We start from the raw sequence: 19,283 nt of genomic DNA, 5'->3' as shown, positions 1-19,283 counted from the left end.
CTGGTCATCGTGATCATCCGAACAGTCCCGCGCCGGCGGCGCCGAGATAGACCGCACCGAGACAGATCCCGGTGTTGAGCACGATATTGCCGAATGCGTGCCCGGCGGCCCCGCCGGTGGCGAGCCCGATCGTTTCGTAGCCGAACGTACTGAAGGTGGTGAACGCACCGCAGAATCCGATTCCCGCGGCTGCCGCCACCGCGCCGCTCACACCCGACCCGATCAGCACACCCAGCAGCGCCGAGCCCACAATATTAACCGCCAGCGTGCCGAGTGGAACCCGGGAATCGGTATGCGCGGTGACGGCGCGATCGAGCAGATATCGCGCGGGCGCACCCAGCATTCCACCCAGGACCACCCAGACCGCGGTCACCGGCCGCTCCGCCCGGTATCCGTCCGCCGGCGCTCCGGACCTACCGACACCGCCATCACCCGACCCCTCTCGTTGTCCCGTCTTACGTTCAGCTCGTGCCGTACTGCGTTGTCCCGCCGCGTCTTCCCGCGATCCACCGGGTGGCCGTCATTCCCGCGAGGACCGCCGTCAGGCAGGTCACCACGGTTCCCCCGAGGTATCCGAGCGCCACACCCGTGGCACCCGATTCGAGCAGTGTACGAACCTCGGCGCTGTAACTGGAAAAGGTGGTGAATCCACCGAGTACCCCGATTCCGAGGAAGGGACGCAGGAGCCGCGGCGGCGAGACGAACTCGGTGATGATCACCATCAGGACGCCGATGGCCAAGCAGCCGAGAGTGTTGGCGAGGAAGGTGGCCCACGGAAAACCTGCGGGCCGGATCGGAATCCGGAGCGTGATCCAGTAGCGCAGTCCGGCACCGAGCCCACCGCCGCAGGCGACGGCCGCCAGGACGACAGGATCGATCGGCGCGGGCCGCACGGGTTCTCTCATGTTCCGGTACCTCCTGCATTCCACGGCGGCGAGCCGTGCGCATGGATCGTGCCGCAACGGTATCCGCAGGCCCGGCGGGGTTTACGTTCAGCCGGATCGAAACGGTTTGCGCTGATTCGCTCTTGCTACCATTCCGGATGTGAACCTCGCCACCACTGCGCCCCGGCCGCGCCGGCTCCGGGTGGATGCGGCGCGCAATCAACAGCGGATCCTCGATGCGGCCCGGGAGCTGTTCGCCGACCGCGGACTGGAGATCACGCTCGACGACGTGGCCGCCCGCGCGGGGGTCGGGGTGGGCACCGTGTATCGCCGGTTCGCCAACAAGCGGGAACTGATTTCCGAGGTCTTCGCGGTCCACGTACGGGAATTCGCGGAAGCCGCACAGGACGCGCTCACCGAGGCGAATCCGTGGGAGGGAGTCGTACGACTCTTCGACTATGCGTGCCGGCACATGGCGACCAACCGCGGGTTCAGCGAAGTCATGCTCGCAATGCATGATGATCCCGATCGCCTCACCCTTCCGCGCGAACAGCTCGGGCCTGCAGTAGCGGCCGTGATGGAGCGAGCCCGGAACGCGGGCGTGCTGCAGCCGGGGATCGAGGACACCGATCTGTTCGCCTTGATCTATATGGTCGATTCGCTCGCCGAGTTCGCTCGCCCCGTCGATTCCGATATCTGGCGCCGCTATATGGCGATCACCCTGAACGGCATTCGCGCCCAGGACACACCCCCACAACCGCTGGCGGTGAATGCGCTCAGCCTTGTGCAGGTGGAGCGGGCCAAAGCAGCAAAACCGTGCGTGGCCCGGCGGCGCTGAGCCGATCCGGGTTTTTCGTATCAGGAGGTTTGCCCGGCGGCCGGCGACGCCATCCCCTAGTGTTGGACATGTGACCAAGTTATGGGTGAACTGGGCCGGCGATCAGCACTGCGCACCGGCTCGGCTGGCCGCGCCGCGCGACCACGCCGAACTGGCCGATGAGCTGGGCCGGGCCGCCGCGGACGGGCACCGGGTCCGCGTCGCGGGATCGGGCCATTCCTTCACCGGCACCTGCCTCACCGATGGCCTGCTGCTCGACCTGTCCCGCATGAACCGGGTACTCGAGGTGGATCGCGAGACCGGCCTGGCCAAGGTCCAGGCGGGGATGACCCTCGCCGCGCTCAACGACCGGCTCGACGAGTACGGCCTCGCCTTCCCGAACCTCGGCGATATCGACGCCCAGACCATCGCCGGCGCCACCGCCACCGCAACCCACGGCACCGGCGCCCGGCTACCCAATCTCTCCGCCCAACTGCACGGTGTAGAACTGATGACCGCCGACGGCAGAACGGTGGAACTCACCGAACAGTCCGGCGCCGAGGCGTGGCGGGCAGCACGGGTGAGCATCGGCGCTCTCGGCGTGATCACCGCCTTCACCCTGCAACTCGTCCCCTCCTTCGTACTCGAGGGTGTGGAGCGGCCGGTGCCGGTGGCAGAGATCCTGGACGATCTGGACTCCTATGTCGACGGTAACGAACATTTCGAGTTCTACATGTTCGCCCACAGCCCGATCGCGATGACCAAACGCAACAATCGAGTCGACCTACCGCCCGCGCCACGACACAAGGCGGTCGACTGGTTCGCCGATATCGCCGTATCCAATTACGCCAGCGACGCAGTGTGCCGGCTGGCCCGCCGCCGGCCGGCTCTCATCCCACCGCTACAGCGTGCCGCCGCGTACGCCTTCAGCTACCGGCGCCAGGTGGACCGTTCCTACCGGGTGTTCACCAGCCCACGGCTGTTCCGGTTCACCGAAATGGAATATGCGATCCCCCGCGAACATTCGGTCGAGGCGATCCGCGAGATCAAGGAAATCGCCCGCCGTTTCGACTCACCCATGCCCATCGAAGTGCGGTGGGTCGCGGGCGATGACGCCTTCCTCTCCCCCGCCGGCGGCCGCGCGACCTGCTATATCGCCGTACACCAGTACGAAGGTATGGACCACGAACCGTTCTTCCGTGCCTGCGAAACGGTTTTCGACCGCTACGAGGGCCGTCCGCACTGGGGGAAACGCCATTACCGGACCGCGGAGACGCTGCGCGCGCATTACCCGGACTGGGACCGGTTCGCTGCGGTGCGCAGGCACTACGACCCGGAAGGTCGTTTCGCCAACGATTACCTCGACCGAGTACTCGGCCCCGTGTAGACCGATTCCGATGTTGCGGACACCCGAGGCACGCCTGCCGGGCGCCTCACCGCCCCAGCATCAGGTCGACCAGCCGGGGTAGCGCTTCGCCGATGGGTTCACGCACGATCTCGGTGGCCATCGAATCGTACGGTGTGGGTTCGGCGTTCACGATGATCAGCGCGGCGCCGGCCTTCACCGCCCGGCCGCACAACGAGGCTGCGGGTTCCACTTGCAGCGATGTACCGACGGCGAGGAAGATATCCGCCGTCTCGGCCGCCAGCGAGGCCTCGAGCAGGGTGCGGTGGTCGAGCGCCTGGCCGAACATGATGACGGCGGCCTTGAGGATGCCACCGCAATGCGGACACGGCGGATCGGGTTCCCCCGAGCCGACGCGGTCCAGCGTCTCGGCCATGGTCGCGGAGTATGCGCAATCCACGCACACCACATCGAACATGTTGCCGTGGATCTCGATCACCCGCCGCGAGCCGGAACCGGCCCGCTGATGTAAGCGGTCGACGTTCTGAGTCACGATCGTGAGCGCACGCCCGGCCCGCTCCAACTCCACCAGCGCGAGATGCGCCGGGTTCGGTTCGGCACCCCAGGCCGGGTTGTTGCGGCGGGCCTGCCAGGAGCGTTCACGCAGGGCAGAGTCGGAGACGTAATTGTCATAGGTGGACAACAGTTCCGCCACCGGATCCTCGGTCCACACTCCCCGCGGACCGCGGAAATCGGGGATCCCGCTGTCGGTGGATATTCCCGCGCCCGTCAGTACGGCAATACGGCCCGTGCGTTGATGCCACCGGGTCACCGGAGCACCCCCGAGGCCGGCGTTGCTCCGCGGGGGTGGGCACTCGACCGGGGTGAGCACCGGCATCGAATCCGCATATCACCAGCTTAGGCAAGCCGAGCTGCGCTCATCACGCAGCAACTCCCGGGCCGAGATAGCTAACGTTCAGCAAATAGAATTCGGTGTCCGATCCGCGTGATCAACCAGGAAACATTCCTTGAGTACGGTTTGGGCGTGTCGGGCATACCTACACATTCTGATCAGGCATTTTTCTAGATAGATCACGGCTCGAGCACAGCAGATCGGCAACCCGATCCCACCGGCTGTGACGGTTGTCTCGAGATTTGCCACCCGGTATCCAAGCAGAGATTTGTCCGTTACGGTGAACACAGTTGCCACACTCGACCGAGACGGAGGTCCCGCCATGGTTCGCCAACGCGCACCCCGTACGGCAGAACAGCGAATCCAGCACATACCGGCCCGGAACTACAGCAATAACGGTTTGATAACCCAGGCAGCGGGGTACCCGAAAAACATGACAGCACTGCGTAACCGACCAACCCGGATCGCCGGTATGGAATGGGGCACCGCACTGCTGGCGCTCGCCACCTGCCTCATTTTCAGTACCGGAATCGCCGCCATCACCCAATCGTTTTCCACCGCAATGATTGCCACCGCCAGCATCCTCGTCGGCCTGGGCATCACCCTGCGCATCCTGAGAACCCCCCGCTGACCGCGCGCCCCGTTCCCGAATACCTGTCCGCAGGACTAGCCTGCGAGCATGGCATCCGGGGACGGGTCCGAGGAAAGCATCGAGGGCGACAGCGGAGGTCCCGGCCCTCCGGCCGAACCGGTCGACGCACCGAACCGGCATCCCAGCACCGACCCCGTAGTGGACCACGGCTGGCTGAATCGCCGCTCCCTCCCTCGCGGCACACATTTGCCGCGGCTTTCCACCGTGCTACTCGTCAGCGCGTTCGCCGCCGTCCTGCTCCTCTACCTGCTACTGCAACCGGGCTGAGCAGCGGCCGGGAATAATCCGGTTGCCGCGGCGCTTTAAGGTTGTCGTCATGAAGGAGAAGGGGCGCAAGGTCATCGCGACCAACCGCCGGGCGCGGCACAACTACACGATCCTGGACACCTACGAGGCCGGGATCGCGTTGGTCGGTACCGAGGTCAAGAGTCTGCGTGAGGGCAAGGCCTCACTGGTGGACGCCTTCGCGACCGTGGACAACGGGGAAGTCTGGCTGCGTGGCCTGCACATCCCGGAGTTCAGTCACGGAAACTGGACCAACCACTCGCCGCGCCGGGTCCGGAAGCTGCTGCTGCACAAACGGGAGATCGAACGCCTCGTCGGCAAATCCCGTGAAGGCAACCAGACATTGGTCCCGCTGTCGATGTACTTCTCCGATGGCAAGGTGAAGGTCGAACTGGCCCTCGCCAAGGGTAAGCAGGACTACGACAAACGGCAGGACCTGGCCCGGCGCACCGCTGAGCGCGAGGTCACCCGCGAACTCGGCCGGCGTATCAAAGGGATGCGCTGACCGGCGCGGACGGTACCGGGAAAACGGGAATGAACGCCGGTGCCCGAAGTGTTAATATGACTGGCCTGGCAAAGTGCCGGGACGTACGGGGCTGAACGGTTTCGACTGCGTACGTAGATTCAGGGGAAGCGTGTCGGTGCAGGCAAGAGACCACCGTAAGCGTCGCTGCAACCAATTAAGCGCCGATTCCAATCAGCGCGAGTACGCTCTCGCTGCCTAAGCGATAGCGTCTCTGTCGGCCCGAGGTTCGCCCTCGGCTTCGGTGCCGGCATCAGCTAGAGGGCTCACCGCGCGACTCGGTCGCGGAGTAACGCGGGACATCGAACAGCGACTGGGATCGTCATCCCGGCTTGTTCGCGAGACCGGGAGATCCGAGCAGAGGCCTAGCGAACTGCACACGGAGAAGCCCTGGAAAAGCGGCGGAGGACCCGGGTTCGATTCCCGGCAGCTCCACTCACGAAGGCCCGGTCCACACGGACCGGGCCTTCGTCGCATCTCGGTATGAGACCGCGGCGCCGGGTTCCCACGCTGGGCAGTCGGCGGTAGCGTGAGAGTCACAGCTCACGGTGGCCGCCATTGGCGAGCCGGTCTGCGAAAGAGGTGGGCGCCATGTCCGACATGCGCGATCCCGGTCGAGAGCACTCCGGAGTGAGCTCCGGCTACCGGTTGATGGACGAGGTCCTCGATATCGGCGACGAGGACCACGAGGACCTGGACTACGATCTGGGCGACGACGATCAGGCCGATGAGGTCCGCGAATACGAGCGATATATCGCCGACCCCCCGAACGAGCTGATCATCCGTTATCACGAGAACGATGACACCGGCCGGTTGGGTATCGCACGCGAACTGGATCAGGAGTGGACCCGCCGCCGGCATCGCGAGGAATTGCGCGCCGAGGATCAACGTCCCGCAGAGGCGGCGGCCATGGAGATTCACGACGAACCCGGGGATTGACGGGCAGACCCCTGCCATCTGCTCGCGCGGTGGGCGATAGGTTCGATGTCATGAGCGAGTTCGCGGGGTTCCCGATCGAAGGGCCGGACTTCTACGAGGACCTCGAGGCCGATAACTCGAGGATATTTTGGACCGCCAACAAGCACATATACGAGGAGTCCGTGAAGCGCCCGATGACCGCGCTGATCGCCGACCTCGAACCGGACTTCGGCCCGGTCAAGATCTTCCGCCCCTACCGCGATGTGCGGTTCGCCAAGGACAAATCGCCATACAAGACCCATCAGGGCGCGGTCGCGCACACGGCGCCGGGGGTCGGCTGGTACGTCCAGATCGGCGCGCCCGGACTGTTCGTGGCCGGAGGTCTCTACGCGGCGACACCGGTACAGCTGTCCCGCCTGCGTACCACCCTCGACGACGAGGTTCGCGGCGCCGAGCTCGAGCAGATCGTGAACACGCTCGTTCAGGCCGGCTACACCCTCGGCGGCGACAAGCTGAAGACGCGCCCCAAGGGCTACCCACTCGACCACCCCCGCATCGACCTGCTGCGGCACAGATCGCTCGTGATGAGCCGTGAGTTCGGCACCCCCGACTGGCTGGGGACACCGGGGGCCGCCGCGAAGATCCGCACGTCGTGGGAATCGCTGCGAGCCATCGTGGAATGGCTCGGGGCGGTGGTAGGCAACTGAGTCCGCTGCCGAGCCTGGTGACGGCATAAAAGCCGCCGGACCGATCCCCGCGCGGAGTTTTCACAGCATTGTCTGTTACCTGTCGTCGCACTAATGTGTATCGTCACAAGCACCGGCGTCCGCACGTCCCTGTAACCGCGCGGACGGGTGCCGGTGACGATCGAGGAGGATCGATGAGGCTGTTCCGCAACCACGCCTCCGGACGGATGACCGACCCGGGAGAGGTCTCGCTCAATGCCCGTAATGTGCATTTCGAATGGACCGGCATTCCACTGCACTGGATGACATCCGAGCCGATCGCCTCGCATGTACTCAACGCCCTGAACCTGCTCCTCCCCGAAGGGGAACGTAGCTTCCTGACGACCTTCGGCGAGGCCCTGCCCTTCGTACGGGACGAGAAGCTGCGTGCGGACATGCTCGGATTCATCGGCCAGGAATCGATGCACGCCGAAACCCATGCCGGGTCCCACGAACTGCTGCTCACCGCCAATGGGATCGATCCGCAGCCTTACCTGACACAGGCCGAGTACGTGTTCCGCAAAACCATCGGCCCCCGGCAGTCCACAGCCACCCGGGCCGGCCGGCAGCAGCTGGTGGACCGGCTGGCGGTGATCGCCGCGCTGGAACATTTCTTCGCCTTCCTCGGTGATTGGGTACTCAACAGCGAGCTGGAAAAGTTCGACGCCGACCCGCGCATGCTCGACCTGTACCGCTGGCACGGCGCCGAAGAGGTCGAGCACCGCAACGTCGCGCACGATGTGGCCGAATACTTCGGCGTCGGTTACCTGCGGCGGGGCGCGGTGATGCTGCTGGTCTTCCCGTCGTTCCTGGTGCTGCTGGTGCGCGGGACCAAGTACCTGGTGCACCGCGACCCGGCCCTGCCCGGCCTCGGATACCCACGGCTGCTCCAGCAGATCCTGCGGTCGATGTGGCGCGGCGCGCTCCCCGGCATCCCGGCCCTGCTGGTCAGCGCGCTGTCGACCTTCAAGCCCGGATACAGTCCGGAGTCTGTCGGCTCGACCGCCCAGGCCGTCGCGTACCTGGCGCAATCACCGGCAGCCCGGGCGGCTTCGTGACCGGGCCTACGCTACCGCTGCCCGCCGACCTCTACGGGCGGCGCCGGCGCGACCGGACCCTGCGCGTACTCGACGCCGTCGTGAACGCCCGGCTGAACTGGACGGCAATGACCAACCGGCGCGAACTGAGGCCGCGTGCCGACGACCGGCGAATCCCCGTGGTCGTAGCCGGACGCCGGGCGGAAGCCTCCGACGAAGATGTCGTGAGCCTGCGCCTGGCCGCACCGGACCGGCGTGACCTGCCACGGTGGCGGCCCGGTGCGCACCTCGATATCGAACTACCGTCCGGACGCCTGCGGCAGTACTCGCTGTGCGGCGACCCCACCGCCACCCGCGAGTACCGGATCGCGGTGCGCCGTATCCCGGGCGGTACCGGTTCGAACGAAGTACACGACGCGCTGTCTGTCGGCACGGCGCTGATGGTGCGAGGGCCGCGCAATGCGTTTCCGTTCGCCGCGCCGGGTTACGGGTCGCCCGCGCGCCGGGCGCGGTTCGTGGCCGGGGGTATCGGCATCACGCCGATTCTGCCGATGATGCGGCTCGCCGAAACCCTCGGCGTCGACTGGTCGATGGTGTACACCGGGCGAGCGCCGGAGACTCTGCCCTTCCTGGACGAACTGCACCGATTCGGCGATCGCGTAACGGTCCGCACCGACGACCGGTGCGGGCTGCCCACGGCAGGAGAACTTCTCGGCGGGGCCGGCGCCGGAACGGCCGTGTACTGCTGCGGCCCCGCCCCCATGGTCGCGTCCATCGCCGAAATGGTGCGTGGAATACCCGATGTAGAACTGCATTCGGAACGCTTCTCGGCACCACCGATCGTGAACGGTGCACCGTTCGAGATCCAATTGGGCGCCGGCGGTGCGGTGATCGATGTGCCCGCAGACCGTTCCGCACTCGACGTTCTACTCGAATATCGGCCCGACCAGCCGTATTCGTGCCGCCAGGGGTTCTGCCGGACCTGCAAGGTCCGGGTTGCGGCAGGCGTTCCCGACCACCGCGACCGCGTCCTGACTCCCGCCGAACGCGACCACGGCGACATGCTGGCGTGTGTATCACGCAGCACAGGCGGACGACTCGTCCTCGACCTCTAGCCCAACCGCCCGACCACAGCAGCAGGAGAGCAGCGTGACGGTCTCGATATCCGACTACCCGGCAACCGAACAGACGGTGCACCACCGTGGATTCGACCTCGCCGTCTACGAATACGGCGATCCTGACGCCGAAACCGTCGTCCTGGTCCACGGCTGGCCCGATACCCACCACCTGTGGAACGGCGTGATTCCGCTGCTGGCCCAGCGCTTTCACGTGGTCGCCTACGATACGCGCGGCCACGGCGCCTCCACTCGCACCGCACGAGTCGCCGATTTCCGGCTCACCGAACTGGCCGCCGATTTCTTCGCCGTCGCGGAGGCCGTGAGTCCGGACCGGCCGGTGCACGTCCTCGCCCACGATTGGGGTTCGGTGCAGGTGTGGGAGGCGGTCTGCGAACCGGAAGCGAACGCCCGGATCGCCTCGTTCACCTCGGTCTCCGGCCCGAATCTGGATCATCTGGCCGCCTGGGTGCGGGACCGGCTGCGCCGGCCGAGCGCACGCAATATCTGGCAGCCGTTCACTCAGCTGCTGTCGTCGGCCTACACCGGGTTCTTCATGACTCCGGGTCTGCCGCGGCTGGCGTTCGGTGCGCTCGCCACCGAACAGCGCTGGCGGCGGTTCATCCAGCTCATGAACAACACTGCGCCGTCGACGATTTTCTTCGGCCCCACCCTGAAACAGGACATGGTGAACGGCCTGCTCATCTATCGGGCCAATATCGTCGCGCATCTGATGAAGCCGCGCGAGCGGACCACCGACGTTCCGGTCCAGCTGATTGTCGCCGGGCGCGATATCGCGGTCCGGCCGGCCGGATACGACGATTCGGCGCGGTGGGTGTCGCGACTCTGGCGCCGTGACGTCTCGGCCGGGCACTGGATGCCGTTCTCCCATCCCGGCCTCCTCGCGACCGCGACCACCGAACTGGTGGACGCGGTGCAGCAGGGCGAGCTCGCGGCGGGATCAGCCGTGACTGCCGGTGAAGCACTCGGTCGAGGCCGGCAACTCCCTGTCCCGAGCGAGTAGGTCCGAGGGAACGGGATGCGCTGAGCTGAAACCGGTCGGCACGGCCGGGCACGTCCGGCGGTGAGAGTCCCGCTGCGCCGTCGTCCCCGAAATCCGGATCGGGTCACGACTCGCGATCCGCGCAATGGTCTGCCGGGCCGGCCTGCGCGCGGCCGAAACGCTCGCCCCAGGCACGGATCTGTGCGATCAACTCCGGCGGTTCGAGCACCCGGAACTCGGCCTCGAGTGAACCCAGCGCCATGGTGGGCCAGTCCAGTGAATCGGTGGTCATCGAGACCCGGCAGCGGCCGGGGCCGACTGCCTCGACCGAAGCCCAGCGTCCGATCCGTTCCTGGACCGCGTCGGCGGGGGCCTCGACCATGACTTCGATGCGGTACGGGCGCGCAATCCGGTCGACCCCGGCCCGGACGAACTCTGCGGCGTCGGCGATGGGCAGCTCACGTGGACGGAAACGAGAACCGTCGCCAGCGGGCCCGGTGAGCCGGTCGATCCGGAAACTGCGCCAATCGTGCCGGGTCAGATCGAAGGCGACCAGATACCAGCGACGCCCCAGGGCGACCAGGCGGTGTGGCTCGGCGTGGCGCTCGCTGCGCCGGCTGTCGGCCGCGATGTAGGTGAAGCGCAGGCGCTCGCTGTCCCGGCAAGCCAGGGCGACAGTGGTGAGCACAGCCGGATCCGGCCCCGGATCGGACCGGCCACCCCAATCGGCCGGAACGGTCATCGCCCGGATCGCCTCGACCCGGCGGCGCAGTCGCGGCGGCATTACCTGCACCACCTTGGCCAGCGCCCGCACCGAGGATTCGGCGACGCCTTCGACCATGCCTTGCATCGCCACCTGCAGTCCGACAACCAGCGCGACCGCCTCGTCGTCGTCGACCATCAGCGGGGGCAGCGCCGCGCCTGCCGCCAGTTGATAGCCGCCGTCGACGCCGCGTTGCGCCTCGACCGGGTAGCCGAGGTCACGCAGTCGATCGATATCACGGCGCAATGTTCGCGGCGATACGTCGAGACGCTCGGCCAACTCGGTGCCCGGCCAGTACTTGTGGGTCTGCAACAGCGACAGCAGGCGCAGGGTCCGCGTGCTCGTATTGGCCATACTTCGATTGTCGTCGAATTGCGGCCGGTTTCTGACCGCTGGGTACGACTAACTGGTGTTGCCGTGCATCGAGATACCCGCGATGGTGCGGGCCGTGAGCGACCCGTCCGCGTGTTTGCGGCCGTAGATCCACACGGGAGCGCCGATATCGATACCGGCCGGATCGCTCGCGATCAGCACGTAGAGCTTGGTTGAACTGTTGGAGTACACGACGACCTCCGACCGGGTGATCTCACTGTTCACGATGAGAACCCCGCCGTCGTTGGCCCGAACCTTGCCGAAGACGAACCCGACACCGACCTCCGGCGATGCGGGCCGGACCGGCTCGGGCCGGGGCGATGCAACCGCGGGGGCCGACTCGGCGGCGACCACTTGCGGAGTGGCCGCGACAAAAGTAGTGACTTCCGGTGCCCCGGCCGCATGGGGGTCCGTAGCGCGACCGAGGCAGAAGCCACCGACAGCCAGCAGCATCGCGATCCCGAGCACAAGTCCCAGCAGGGCGTGCCCACCCAAATACGCCGGGTGCACGCCACCGTCCCGCTTCGGATACCCGGCCGGATCCGGCTCGCCCGTTCCGGGTGATACCGCGTGACCGGCGGCCCGCGGCTGTTCATCGAGGATGACATCGGCGGTGGCCGGACTCGAACCGGGTGAGCCGGCCGTGACGGCGGATCCGTAGGCGTCGGCCCCCCGCGTCCGGTTGCCGGCCGAACCGCGCCGCGCCGCATCGATTACTCGCGGGTCCAGGAGACCGAACCGGTCGGCAGGCAAGTCGACTCCGCGGCGTGAGCCTGACCACGGAGTGCGCTTGCTGGGCATAGTGCCAGGCTAGGTGGTCTGTTCAGTCCCCTATCGTCACTGGCGGGGAGAAGCCATCGGGTGAAACTGCCCCGCAGGCAGTATCTTTCGCGTCCCGATCACTCCGCGGCGACGACCTCCAGCACCTGCTCGCCGTAGCGGGCGAGCTTGTTCTCGCCCACACCGTTCACCGCTCCCAGTGCCGGGAGATCCCCCGGTTTGCGGGCCGCGATTTCGCGCAGGGTCGCGTCGTGGAACACCACATAGGCCGGGACACCCTGTTCCTTGGCGGTATCGGCACGCCACTGGCGGAGCCTGTCGAACAGGGAGATATCGGCATCGGTGAGGTCGATCGGCGCCGATTTCGCCGCCTTGGCGCTACGCGCCGCCCGCGAGCGAGCCGGGCGTTCGGGTTCCCGGCGGAAGCGCACCGTACGGCCGTCGAAGAGGACGCTTTCGCTGGCCTCGGTCAAGGTGAGCACTCCGTAGTCACCGTGCACCGCGAGCAAACCCTGTGCCAGGAGTTGCCGGACGACTCCGCGCCATTCGGTATCGCGTAGATCGGTACCGACACCGAACACGCTCAGCTCGTGGTGGTCGTATTGCTGGACCTTCTGGTTCGTCTTGCCGAGCAGGATATCTATCAGGTGGCCCGCGCCGAAGCTCTGGCCGCGTTCACGTTTCAGGCGCAGCACGGCCGACAGCAGCTTCTGCGCGGCGACGGTACCGTCCCACGATTCGGGCGGGCTCAGACAGGTATCGCAGTTTCCGCACGACTGTGCGCGCTGATCGAAATACGCGAGCAATCGTGCACGGCGGCAATCGATTGTCTCGCAGAGTGCCAGCATCGCGTCGAGATGCAGCTGCAACTGCCTGCGGTGCGCGGCGTCCCCGTCCGAGGAATCGATCAACCGGCGCTGCTGCACCACATCCTGTAGTCCGTAGACCATCCAGGCCGTCGACGGCAGGCCGTCGCGGCCGGCACGGCCGGTCTCCTGGTAGTAACCTTCCACCGATTTCGGCAGATCGAGATGGGCGACGAAACGGACGTCGGGCTTATCGATACCCATTCCGAACGCAATTGTCGCGACGATGACGAGCCCGTCCTCGCGCAGGAACCGGGCCTGGTTCTCGGCACGGGTGCGATGGTCGAGGCCCGCGTGATAGGGCAACGCGCGAATACCGTTCTCGCTGAGGAATGCCGCGGTCTTCTCCACCGAATTCCGCGACAGGCAGTAGACGATTCCGGCGTCACCGGGATGTTCGGTGCGCAAGAAATCGAGCAACTGGCGATCGGGCCGGTTCTTCGGCTCGATCCGGTACTGGATATTGGGCCGGTCGAAACTGGCGACGAACCGGCGCGCTCCGCCGAGATCGAGCCGGGTGATGATCTCGTCGCGAGTCTTCTCGGTGGCGGTGGCTGTCAACGCGATCCGGGGGACATCCGGCCAGTGCTCGTGCAGTACCGACAGCGCCAGGTAGTCGGGCCGGAAATCGTGACCCCACTGCGAAACACAATGCGCCTCGTCGATCGCGAACAGCGCGATCCGGCCGCGGCCCAGCAGCGCAACCGTGGATTCCATCCGCAAGCGTTCCGGAGCCAGATACAGCAGATCGAGTTCCCCTGCCGCGAACTGCGCCTCGACGGCCCGGCGCTCGTCCGGGAACTGCGTGGAATTGAGGAACCCGGCCCGCACGCCGAGCGCGCTCAGCGCATCCACCTGGTCCTGCATGAGCGCGATGAGCGGCGATATCACCACCCCCACGCCGGCGCGGACCAGCGCGGGAATCTGATAGCACAACGATTTGCCACCGCCGGTGGGCATCAGCACCAGCGCGTCGCCACCATCGATCACCTGCTCGACGATGGAGTGCTGTTCACCACGGAAGCTGTCGTACCCGAAGACCCGGCGTAACACCTCATGGGCGGCGTCGTCGGAGTGTGCTGGAGCTGCCACAGCGGTGTCTTCGGCGGTATCCACGCGGCCATCCTACGAGCGACCGCGATTCCCGCGCCGCGAGCAGAAGGACTGGACGGGCCGGATCGCCCGAGTTGTACACATGGGGACAACTGACGGCACACACACCTGGTGCCCGGTTTTCTACATTCGGGGTAATTGAGGTCAAAAAGTGGCCGCTATACGGAATAGCGTGGCCATCGAACACGGAGAGAACGAACCAGCCCTCGATGAAAGGTGCAGACCATGGCCGAGACCGCCGCCCTCGACAAGACCACCCCGCTGACCGGTGAACGCGCCGATCTACTGGCCGTCCTGAGCAAGACACGCCATTTCCTGCGATTCACCACCCGCGAGCTGACCGACGAGCAGGCGGCGAGCCGTCCGGCAGCCAGCGAGCTGTGCCTCGGCGGCCTGATCAAACACGTCACCGGCGTCGAACGCGGCTGGGTGGACTTCATTGTGCAGGGCACTGGGGCCATGAAGGACTTCGACGATATGACCGCCGAGGATTTCGCCGAGCGCGCCACCGAGTTCCAGTTGCTGCCCGACGAAACACTCGCCGGAGTCCTCGATGCCTATGCCGACGTGGCGGCCCGGACCGACGCCATGATCGCCACCACCGATCTCGACCGCGCCTGGCCGCTGCCCAAGGCACCGTGGTTCCAGGAGGATTCCTGGTCGGCTCGCCAGGTGCTGCTACACATCATCGCCGAGACCGCGCAGCACGCCGGCCACGCCGATATCATCCGCGAAGCCATCGACGGAGCGAAGACAATGGGCTGAAGCCGTGGTCCGGCCCGTCTCGGAATGAGGCGGGCCCAGCTCACCCGGCATTGCGCGGCCGACCGGCCGGTATGGGTGAGCCACCGCCTCGCCTCCCGTTCATCGACTCCTGGACCGGTCTACCGGGCGAGATAATCCAGAACCGGCTGATGCAGGCGTCCGTTGGTCGCAACCGCGTCCCCGCCGTGCGGGCCGGGCCGGCCGTCGAGTGTGGTGAAGGTGCCACCGGCCTCCCGGACCAGAATGTCCAGGGCGGCCAGATCCCACAGCGAAACCTCGGGTTCGGTAGCGATATCCACCGCCCCCTCCGCAACCAGGCAGTAGCTGAAGAAATCACCGTAGCCACGCACCCGCCACACGTCGTCGGTCAGTCCGAGGAATTGCTCACGCAGACCGCGGGCACGCCAACCGGACAGGCTGGAGAACGCGAGACTGGCCGAATCCAGTTCGGCGACAGCCGAAACGGTGATCGGCCGGGGGGCACCGGGATGAAACGTCGACCACGCACCCTGCCCCGCGGCGGCCCACCAGCGCCGGGCCAGCGCGGGCGCACTCACCACCCCCACCACCGGCACCCCGTCCTCGAGCAACGCGATCAGCGTGGCCCACACCGGAACCCCGCGCACGAAATTCTTGGTGCCGTCGATCGGATCGACCACCCATTGCCGGCCGGTGAACTCGGCGCTGCCTCCGAACTCCTCCCCCAGCACCGAATCATCCGGGCGCCCGTGCCGCAGCATCCGGCGGATCGCCTCTTCCACCGCCAGATCGGCGTCGGAGACGGGGGTGAGGTCGGGTTTGGCGTCGACCTTCAGGTCCAGCGCGCCGAACCGTTCGCGGGTGATCGTGTCCGCCTCGTCGGCCAGGCGTAACGCGAGTTCGAGGTCAGAGGAGTGAGCAGCCACACCGGAAACCCTAGCGAGTCGGCGCCGCGTCACCACGGCGCCGTACCGAACTCGTCGTACTTCCCACCGGCAGCCCGCACGGCAAGGACGAGGCACGCCGAGCAGGGCTCACACCGCGACCGCCCGCGCCGCAACCAGCGCCTGCGACCACCAGTGCACCTGGTCCAGCATCTGCTGCGCCGCCTCTTCGGGTTCGGCAGGCGCAAGCAACTGCCCGTCGGCCCCGAAGAGCAGGTAGTAGCGCGGGAACGATACGTATTCGCGGACCGTGTGTGCATCCAGCTCGCTGAACACCTGCCGCAGGTGTTCGATCGCGGTGAGCCCGCCGGTGGCGCCGCTGTATCCGACGAAGGCGACCGGTTTGCGCTGCCACTGGGTGAAATGCCAATCGATCACGGCTTTCAGCGAGGCCGGGTAGCTGTGGTTGTAATCGGGTGTCACGATGACGAACGCGTCGGCGGCGGAAAGCCGTTCGGTGAGGTCGCGCATACCGGCGGGGCGTTCGGGGTTCGGCTCGATTGCGGGCGATACCGCGGGTAGTACCAGCGGTATGTCGGCCTCGGCGAGGTCGATCACGTCGATCTCGAACCGCCCGTGGGTGGCGGCCTGTGCGGCGAACCACGCGGCCACGACGGTGCCGAACCGGCCCTCCCGGACGCTTCCGATGATCACCGCGAGACGCAACGGGGTAACGGACATGGTGTGCTCCCTCCTGTCGGGCGACCCGGCGGCCGCCGTCCGATCTCGAATCTGCCGCGCCGCTGCTCCGGTAGGGAGACCGCGCGGAGAGTGGTAGTGACAGGGACACCCACGGCGGGGCGCGCCCGGATACCGTGAACAGGTGAGCGAGAACGAGATGGGGCTGTTCCTGCGCAGCCGGCGTGAGGCGGTCGGCCCCGCTCAGGTGGGGCTGCCCACCGGGCCGCGGCGCCGAACCCCCGGGCTGCGCCGTGCGGAGCTGGCCACGCTGGCCGGGGCTAGCATGTGATTAGTAGCCCCTAACCGTTGGGGAGTGATTTCATGGCGAAACCGCTGGTTACGGCCGGTAGTGGTCTGGTGTTGGATATTTATGCGCGGGTGTCGCGGGTGGGTGATGAGCGGCAGCGGTCTACTGGTGGGCAGGTCGATGACTGCACGGTGCGGGTGCAGGACTTGGGTGCGACGGTGGGGCAGGTGCATGTCGATGATGGGCGGTCGGCGTGGAATCCGAGGGTGCGGCGGCCGAAGTGGGATGCGTTGATGGCGCGGCTGGAGTCCGGGGAGACCGGTGGGGTGGTCGTGTTCGATATGGCCCGGTTCTCTCGTCGTCCGATCGAGGGTGAACGGTTGATCCTGGCCGCCGAGCGGGGCCTGGTCGTGCTGGACAGCGAGGGCGAATACGACCTGGAAACAGCCAACGGCCGCAAAACTTTTCGAGATCAGCTCAACGCGGCTGCCTATGAATCGGATCGCCTGTCCTCGCGGGTGAAGCGCGGTAAGCGGGTGAAAGTCGCGCGCGGGGAGTCCAATCACACGCACCGCCCGTACGGGTATGAGAAGGACGGAATCACTATCCGTGAGTCCGAGGCGGCGATCGTGCGCGAGATGGTGGCCCGCGTGCTGGACAAGCATGCGGATATCCAGGCGAAAGCCGCAGCGGCGGGCCGGGACACGACGACTGGGATCGGAGAGGAGGCGGTCGGCTACAAGGCGATCGCGGTCGATTTGAACCGGCGTGGGATCACCACCCGTACCGGCAGCGCATGGAGCGGGGAAAAGGTCAAACGGCTGGTGTTCAACCCACGGTATGCCGGGTTCGTGACCCATCACGGCGAGATCGTGACCGCAATGGAGAATGCGAATCCGCTGATTACGCCTGAGCAGTGGGAGCGGCTGTGCCTGCTGCGGGATACGACCCGGGTGGGGCGGCCCGCGAGCGCGGACTACTTGTGCTCGGGGTTGGTGCATTGCGGGTTGTGCGGGCGGGGATTGACCGGCCGCCCTCAGTACGGGCGCACGTATCCCGATGGTGAAGTACGCCGCCGGTATTGGTGTCAGAAGCGGCAGACCGGGGGCGGCTGCAACCGTATCTCGATCGACGCCCGGACCCTGGATAGGGAGGTGGGTGCGTTGGTGGTGGCGACCCTGTCCGATCCCCGCCACGCAGATGCGCTGATCGCCGCAGCCAACGATCTGGCCCGGCGGCGCCGCCCGATCGCCGACGCGCTGGCCGAGGCGCGTGAGACCGCGACGGTGATGTCGGCGCGTCTGGGTAACGGGGAGATCAGCCTGGACCGCTACGACACGGTGATGGCCGGGGTCGATGCCCGAATTGCGAAGCTGGAGGCCGAACTCGACGCGCTCGACGCCGAATACGATGTCGAGGACTCCCGGGCAGTACGGGCGGAGTCCGCGCAGGCGTGGGCGGCGCAGTGGGAGGACGCGGGTACTGCGGACAAGCGCGCCATGATCAAACGTGCGTTGCGCGGCAGCCGTCTCGTGGTCGGCCCGGCCACCACGGCGGGGCCGAGGTTCGATCCGTCCCGGATCCGGTTGGTGGACAAGACCACACCCCGGCCCCGGCCACTGGACGGCCCCGGTGCCCGCGCCGCGCGGGAGGCGGGCACCGGGGCCGGGGACGGGGTTTCTGTGGCCTGACGCGCGCTGTCAGGCGGCGTTCGGGTACTGATGCGGGTCGCTACCGGTGTCGGTGTCGGTGGTGGCCCGTTTCCGTGCCCGGACACGGTCGAGGATGGCCGCGAGTGCGTCGAGTTCGACCCGGTCGAGGGGTTCGCGTTCGGCGACGACTCGACGCCAGTGGCCGATCCGTTCGGGATCCAGCGGCACCACCACCGCCGGCCGGTCGGAGTCCGGCGCGGGCGAGGGCGAGTCGGGTTCGGTCGGTTGTCCGGTCATGGCGGGCAGCTCCCTCACGCAGACGAATGCATTCATCTACTACTCCCGCCGAAAACGCCATTTCGGGACACACCCGGCAAGGATTTCCCCAAACCGAGATCCCTTCGTGCCGAGACGAGCCACTATCGGCAACGCGCCGCTCGCCGGTACCGGCCGTGAGAACCAGGCGCAGCACGAGGCGGGAAGCGCTCACATGATCAGCCAGAACAAGAGACCGGAGGCGCCAATATGACCGTCACGGATGTCTATACAACGAGTATGTATAGACAATCCCGGGTAACATCCGCATGGATATACCGCCGGTGAGCAGCGGAGACCCCGGGCACGGGTGGTTCGATTTGATCAGTGCACCGAAACAGGCACGCAACCTCACCACCGAAACAGGCACGGAAATTTTTTCATCACTGCACCCCTGATCACCGGCTCACGACGAGCGCGTGGCTTGCCGCCCCGGCAGGACAGCACGCCGACGCACTCAAGGCATCGCACACTGCCCGCGGCACGCAGCCGAAGCTCGAAGGCAACCAACCCGAACACACCGAAACAGCACCACCGCGAACCGAGTGGTGCGGACGTCGGACAACTGGCACCGAGGCGGGCAGCCCGA

The 19,283-nt window shown here is 66.7% G+C and carries 21 protein-coding genes, 1 other RNA gene and 1 pseudogene; 14 read left to right on the top strand and 9 right to left on the bottom strand.

The annotated features are described in order from the left end of the window. Window positions 1–13 precede the first annotated feature (13 nt). Both NS6_RS33200 and crcB read right to left on the bottom strand, forming a co-directional pair. Window positions 14–373, bottom strand: coding sequence for a fluoride efflux transporter FluC (locus NS6_RS33200; protein WP_068050270.1), 360 nt, complete (start codon window positions 371–373; stop codon window positions 14–16). An 88-nt stretch (window positions 374–461) separates the two neighbouring features. After that, the gene (gene crcB, locus NS6_RS33195) at window positions 462–905 is read right to left on the bottom strand and encodes a fluoride efflux transporter CrcB (protein WP_068050269.1); all 444 of its coding nucleotides are present in this window, start codon (window positions 903–905) and stop codon (window positions 462–464) included. 139 nt (window positions 906–1,044) lie between these two features. Between crcB and NS6_RS33190 the strand changes: the two genes are divergently transcribed. Further along, window positions 1,045–1,722, top strand: coding sequence for a TetR/AcrR family transcriptional regulator (locus NS6_RS33190; RefSeq protein ID WP_068050267.1), 678 nt, complete (start codon window positions 1,045–1,047; stop codon window positions 1,720–1,722). Window positions 1,723–1,792: 70 nt separating this feature from the next. Next, window positions 1,793–3,088, top strand: a complete 1,296-nt coding sequence (locus NS6_RS33185; RefSeq protein ID WP_068050265.1) for a D-arabinono-1,4-lactone oxidase — start codon at window positions 1,793–1,795, stop codon at window positions 3,086–3,088. Between the two features lie 46 nt (window positions 3,089–3,134). Here NS6_RS33185 and NS6_RS33180 read toward each other — a convergent pair whose 3' ends face one another. Continuing rightward, window positions 3,135–3,878 (bottom strand): SIR2 family NAD-dependent protein deacylase, encoded by a 744-nt coding sequence (locus NS6_RS33180; protein ID WP_068050317.1) that lies wholly within the window; start codon window positions 3,876–3,878, stop codon window positions 3,135–3,137. 514 nt (window positions 3,879–4,392) lie between these two features. Between NS6_RS33180 and NS6_RS33175 the strand changes: the two genes are divergently transcribed. From NS6_RS33175 to NS6_RS33135, 9 genes are all read left to right on the top strand, one after another. Further along, window positions 4,393–4,590, top strand: coding sequence for a hypothetical protein (locus tag NS6_RS33175; protein ID WP_068050263.1), 198 nt, complete (start codon window positions 4,393–4,395; stop codon window positions 4,588–4,590). A 48-nt stretch (window positions 4,591–4,638) separates the two neighbouring features. After that, complete coding sequence (locus NS6_RS33170) at window positions 4,639–4,878, top strand: WLR motif membrane protein (protein ID WP_068050262.1); 240 nt, start codon at window positions 4,639–4,641, stop codon at window positions 4,876–4,878. A gap of 49 nt (window positions 4,879–4,927) precedes the next feature. Continuing rightward, entirely contained in the window at window positions 4,928–5,401 is a 474-nt protein-coding gene (gene smpB, locus NS6_RS33165; protein WP_068050260.1) for an SsrA-binding protein SmpB, read from the top strand. Between the two features lie 87 nt (window positions 5,402–5,488). Further along, window positions 5,489–5,857: a transfer-messenger RNA gene (gene ssrA / locus NS6_RS33160) on the top strand. Between the two features lie 153 nt (window positions 5,858–6,010). Continuing rightward, window positions 6,011–6,358: a hypothetical protein gene (locus tag NS6_RS33155; protein ID WP_245669602.1), complete on the top strand. Its 348-nt coding sequence runs from the start codon at window positions 6,011–6,013 to the stop codon at window positions 6,356–6,358. A gap of 50 nt (window positions 6,359–6,408) precedes the next feature. Next, on the top strand, window positions 6,409–7,044 hold the full coding sequence (locus NS6_RS33150; protein ID WP_068050258.1) for a DUF2461 domain-containing protein: 636 nt from the start codon (window positions 6,409–6,411) through the stop codon (window positions 7,042–7,044). 173 nt (window positions 7,045–7,217) lie between these two features. Further along, window positions 7,218–8,120 carry a metal-dependent hydrolase gene (locus NS6_RS33145; RefSeq protein ID WP_068050256.1) on the top strand — a complete coding sequence of 301 codons (903 nt, stop codon included), beginning with the start codon at window positions 7,218–7,220 and terminating at the stop codon, window positions 8,118–8,120. After that, entirely contained in the window at window positions 8,117–9,214 is a 1,098-nt protein-coding gene (locus NS6_RS33140; protein WP_068050254.1) for a PDR/VanB family oxidoreductase, read from the top strand. The genes NS6_RS33145 and NS6_RS33140 overlap by 4 nt, the downstream gene beginning before the upstream one ends. A gap of 34 nt (window positions 9,215–9,248) precedes the next feature. After that, a complete protein-coding gene (locus NS6_RS33135; protein WP_084471686.1) occupies window positions 9,249–10,238 on the top strand; it encodes an alpha/beta fold hydrolase in 990 nt (329 codons plus the stop codon). A gap of 103 nt (window positions 10,239–10,341) precedes the next feature. On the opposite strand, the gene NS6_RS33130 is transcribed toward NS6_RS33135, so the two are convergent. From NS6_RS33130 to recQ, 3 genes are all read right to left on the bottom strand, one after another. Next, a complete protein-coding gene (locus tag NS6_RS33130) occupies window positions 10,342–11,334 on the bottom strand; it encodes a helix-turn-helix transcriptional regulator (protein ID WP_068050251.1) in 993 nt (330 codons plus the stop codon). Window positions 11,335–11,382: 48 nt separating this feature from the next. Then, window positions 11,383–12,153, bottom strand: a complete 771-nt coding sequence (locus NS6_RS33125) for a hypothetical protein (protein ID WP_157113087.1) — start codon at window positions 12,151–12,153, stop codon at window positions 11,383–11,385. 98 nt (window positions 12,154–12,251) lie between these two features. Continuing rightward, a complete protein-coding gene (gene recQ / locus NS6_RS33120) occupies window positions 12,252–14,114 on the bottom strand; it encodes a DNA helicase RecQ (RefSeq protein ID WP_068050247.1) in 1,863 nt (620 codons plus the stop codon). Between the two features lie 222 nt (window positions 14,115–14,336). Here recQ and NS6_RS33115 point away from each other — a divergent pair, with 222 nt between their 5' ends. Then, window positions 14,337–14,876 (top strand): DinB family protein, encoded by a 540-nt coding sequence (locus tag NS6_RS33115; protein WP_068050313.1) that lies wholly within the window; start codon window positions 14,337–14,339, stop codon window positions 14,874–14,876. Between the two features lie 119 nt (window positions 14,877–14,995). On the opposite strand, the gene hisN is transcribed toward NS6_RS33115, so the two are convergent. Next, window positions 14,996–15,781, bottom strand: coding sequence for a histidinol-phosphatase (gene hisN, locus NS6_RS33110; protein WP_068050245.1), 786 nt, complete (start codon window positions 15,779–15,781; stop codon window positions 14,996–14,998). A 108-nt stretch (window positions 15,782–15,889) separates the two neighbouring features. Beyond that, window positions 15,890–16,480 carry an NADPH-dependent FMN reductase gene (locus NS6_RS33105; protein ID WP_068050243.1) on the bottom strand — a complete coding sequence of 197 codons (591 nt, stop codon included), beginning with the start codon at window positions 16,478–16,480 and terminating at the stop codon, window positions 15,890–15,892. 157 nt (window positions 16,481–16,637) lie between these two features. Here NS6_RS33105 and NS6_RS35075 point away from each other — a divergent pair. Both NS6_RS35075 and NS6_RS33100 read left to right on the top strand, forming a co-directional pair. After that, window positions 16,638–16,763 (top strand): annotated as a pseudogene (locus tag NS6_RS35075) (transcriptional regulator); the annotation flags it as partial. A gap of 38 nt (window positions 16,764–16,801) precedes the next feature. Continuing rightward, window positions 16,802–18,418 carry a recombinase family protein gene (locus NS6_RS33100; protein ID WP_068050241.1) on the top strand — a complete coding sequence of 539 codons (1,617 nt, stop codon included), beginning with the start codon at window positions 16,802–16,804 and terminating at the stop codon, window positions 18,416–18,418. A 9-nt stretch (window positions 18,419–18,427) separates the two neighbouring features. Here the strand turns inward: NS6_RS33100 and NS6_RS33095 are convergent, their stop codons facing one another. Then, window positions 18,428–18,676, bottom strand: a complete 249-nt coding sequence (locus NS6_RS33095; RefSeq protein WP_157113085.1) for a hypothetical protein — start codon at window positions 18,674–18,676, stop codon at window positions 18,428–18,430. Between the last annotated feature and the right edge of the window lie 607 nt (window positions 18,677–19,283).

Source organism: Nocardia speluncae NBRC 108251 (assembly GCF_001613245.1).
In the GTDB taxonomy this organism is placed as follows: domain Bacteria; phylum Actinomycetota; class Actinomycetes; order Mycobacteriales; family Mycobacteriaceae; genus Nocardia; species Nocardia speluncae.
Note: the sequence above shows the minus strand (reverse complement) of the source record. Positions and strands in the feature narration are given on the sequence as shown.

Coding starts and splice junctions, on each gene's coding strand:
- NS6_RS33155 (WP_245669602.1), top strand. CDS start 6,011: ATGTCCGACATGCGCGATCCCGGTCGAGAGCACTCCGGAGTGAGCTCC.
- NS6_RS33150 (WP_068050258.1), top strand. CDS start 6,409: ATGAGCGAGTTCGCGGGGTTCCCGATCGAAGGGCCGGACTTCTACGAG.
- NS6_RS33170 (WP_068050262.1), top strand. CDS start 4,639: ATGGCATCCGGGGACGGGTCCGAGGAAAGCATCGAGGGCGACAGCGGA.
- NS6_RS33130 (WP_068050251.1), bottom strand. CDS start 11,334: ATGGCCAATACGAGCACGCGGACCCTGCGCCTGCTGTCGCTGTTGCAG.
- NS6_RS33115 (WP_068050313.1), top strand. CDS start 14,337: ATGGCCGAGACCGCCGCCCTCGACAAGACCACCCCGCTGACCGGTGAA.
- NS6_RS33100 (WP_068050241.1), top strand. CDS start 16,802: ATGGCGAAACCGCTGGTTACGGCCGGTAGTGGTCTGGTGTTGGATATT.
- crcB (WP_068050269.1), bottom strand. CDS start 905: ATGAGAGAACCCGTGCGGCCCGCGCCGATCGATCCTGTCGTCCTGGCG.
- NS6_RS33105 (WP_068050243.1), bottom strand. CDS start 16,480: ATGTCCGTTACCCCGTTGCGTCTCGCGGTGATCATCGGAAGCGTCCGG.
- NS6_RS33175 (WP_068050263.1), top strand. CDS start 4,393: ATGACAGCACTGCGTAACCGACCAACCCGGATCGCCGGTATGGAATGG.
- NS6_RS33125 (WP_157113087.1), bottom strand. CDS start 12,153: ATGCCCAGCAAGCGCACTCCGTGGTCAGGCTCACGCCGCGGAGTCGAC.
- NS6_RS33145 (WP_068050256.1), top strand. CDS start 7,218: ATGAGGCTGTTCCGCAACCACGCCTCCGGACGGATGACCGACCCGGGA.
- NS6_RS33095 (WP_157113085.1), bottom strand. CDS start 18,676: ATGACCGGACAACCGACCGAACCCGACTCGCCCTCGCCCGCGCCGGAC.
- smpB (WP_068050260.1), top strand. CDS start 4,928: ATGAAGGAGAAGGGGCGCAAGGTCATCGCGACCAACCGCCGGGCGCGG.